Origin of the sequence: Mesorhizobium sp. M5C.F.Ca.IN.020.32.2.1, from assembly GCF_004023105.1 — a bacterium.
Lineage (GTDB): Bacteria > Pseudomonadota > Alphaproteobacteria > Rhizobiales > Rhizobiaceae > Mesorhizobium > Mesorhizobium wenxiniae.
Genome location: NZ_RZSX01000992.1, coordinates 1 through 2145 on the forward strand (window position 1 = coordinate 1; position 2145 = coordinate 2145).

Consider the following 2145-nt stretch of genomic DNA (forward strand, 5'->3'; position numbering starts at 1 on the left):
AGTTGACGCCGCGCGAAAAGGCCAGGTCCATCTGGGCGTGGCCATCCGCTTCGGTGTTCTGCTGGCCCCAGGTCATCGAACCCAAGCAGATCTGGGAAACAAGAAGATCGGTCCGACCGAGGCGGCGCTTGTGCATGGAACTTTCTCCGGCGGGAATTCTTTGCGCGGCTGCGCGGGGAGGAAGCCGCAGCATACAGGAAGGCGCGGGCTGTCTCCAAGCCCGCCGCAAATCGGCTAGCACTTTTCCGCGAGATCCAGTGAACGCAAGGCGCAAGTAGGTAAAAAGCCGGACTGGATTTTCATGCAGTCCGGAATTCCGCCAGGAATGGCGAGGAAAACCGGTCCTGTGCCGGCATTCAGCTATACGGTCAGCCCGCGCCGGGAGTTTCACCGGCGAAGTCGATTGTGGTCAAGAATTTCGGTGCGGCATGGCTGCCATGCAAATGCTGCACTGCACAATTGTCATGATTTGACTATATTTGGGACTCGGGGAGGACCAACCAGGGGCTTGAATCATGGGTTTCCTCACTGAAATGTTCGCCCGTCCGCGTCCGCAGGAACATCTGCGCTACCGCGCGGCGCTGGCGCTGCTTCATTCGATGAGCAATGCCGACCGTGCGGATATCGGCATCAAACCAGCCGATTTCCCGCGCGTCGCCCGCGAAATGTCCTCACGCTAGTCAGATCGCACGACATTCCGGCTCGCCCGCCATTCTTCAACGCGACCCCATGAAAGTCGCCTTGCTTAACGGCACGCCATTGTGGCGCAGGATGTCGTAGGCGGTGGTCACGTGGAAATAGAAATTGGGCATGGCGAGATGCAGCAGATACTGCATGCCCGTCATCGAGAATTCGCGCTGGCCAAGCTTCAGCTCGAGCACCCTGTCATCCGAGCCGTCCATATCGGCAGCCGAGAATGTCGCCAGATGGTCGACGGTCTTGGCGATGCGCGCCTGGAGATCGGCAAAGCTCGCCTCGTTGTCTTCGTATTTGGGCACCTCGCGGCCGGCAAGCCGCGATGGCGCGCCCTTGGCGTGGTCGGTGGCGATCTGTACCTGCCTCGTCAACGCGTACATGTCCGGCGCCAGCCTCGACGTCAAAAACACCTGCGGGTCGATCTTGCGGTCAAGCGCATTCTGCTCGGCGATATCCAGCACGGTGGATAGCGCCTTCAACCTGGCCGAAAACACCGGCACGGCCGCTTCGTACATCGATATGGTCACGTGATTCTCCTATCCGGCGGGACGCCGACGGCGGGACCTAACGCCTCCGCGGGCGATTCTTCAAGCGTCACCACGTCGCCGCAATCGGTATGATAGGATTTCGCATCAGGTGGAGATTCCCGATGAGAAGCGCCCTTTTCGCAGCGACCGCCTTTTTCTCCTTTACCGTGTCAGGCCAGCCAGTGCTCGCCGCCGATGCGCCCTATGTCGACGACAGGTCGAACGCCGAAGCGGTCATCCGCTCGCTCTATAGCGCCATCAACCGGCAAGAATTCGCGCGCGCCTGGGATTATTTCGGCGACACCAAGCCGGCCAAGGATTTCGACGCCTTCGTAAAGGGCTATGACGGCACCAACGCCGTCGAAGTCAAAACCGGTGCCGTGTCCGAAGACGGTGCTGCCGGCAGCATCTATTACAGCGTTCCGGTCGCCATCCGGGCGACAGCTAAGGACGGCAGCGAAAATGTCTTTGCCGGCTGCTACACGCTGCGCCAGGTCAACGCCTCGATCCAGGAACCGCCATTTCGCCCGATCTTCATCGACAAGGGCGCGCTGAAACCGGCGAAGGCCGATTTCGAGGATGCTGTGCCGGAAAGCTGCGGCGACGGACCGCCGCCGCCGAAGAAGGATGCGGCGCTGGAGCAGGCCAAGGAGGCGTTTGCGGCCACCTATGGCGAACAATGCGACGAGGAGATGCCTGGCGGCGAGCCTTTGGGAGAGCCGGACGCCTACTCCCTCCGCTACAAGGATGCGGGCGCCGAGGCCGACGAGCCCGAACGCGAGACGCGGCTGTTCCGCTTCTTCTGTTCGATGGCTGCCTACAATGAGAGTGCCGTCTACTATGTCTACGACGAGGTATCCGGCGTCCGGCAGCTGCAGTTCGCCTCGCCGGAACTCGATATCCACTATGAGAACAACGATAG

3 protein-coding genes and 1 pseudogene are annotated in these 2145 nt (G+C 60.9%); 2 read left to right on the forward strand and 2 right to left on the reverse strand.

The window, feature by feature from the left end; all coding sequences use genetic code 11:
* A pseudogene (locus EOA86_RS40835) lies at window positions 1–136 on the reverse strand (aldo/keto reductase); the annotation flags it as partial.
* Between the two features lie 379 nt (window positions 137–515).
* Here EOA86_RS40835 and EOA86_RS31920 point away from each other — a divergent pair.
* The gene (locus EOA86_RS31920; RefSeq protein ID WP_023798224.1) at window positions 516–680 is read left to right on the forward strand and encodes a hypothetical protein; all 165 of its coding nucleotides are present in this window, start codon (window positions 516–518) and stop codon (window positions 678–680) included.
* A gap of 36 nt (window positions 681–716) precedes the next feature.
* Here EOA86_RS31920 and EOA86_RS31925 read toward each other — a convergent pair whose 3' ends face one another.
* On the reverse strand, window positions 717–1223 hold the full coding sequence (locus EOA86_RS31925; RefSeq protein ID WP_128345242.1) for a DUF1993 family protein: 507 nt from the start codon (window positions 1221–1223) through the stop codon (window positions 717–719).
* Window positions 1224–1345: 122 nt separating this feature from the next.
* On the opposite strand from EOA86_RS31925, the gene EOA86_RS31930 reads away from it, so the two are divergent.
* A partial coding sequence (locus EOA86_RS31930) for a DUF1176 domain-containing protein (RefSeq protein WP_128345244.1) occupies window positions 1346–2145 on the forward strand: 800 nt, incomplete at its 3' end.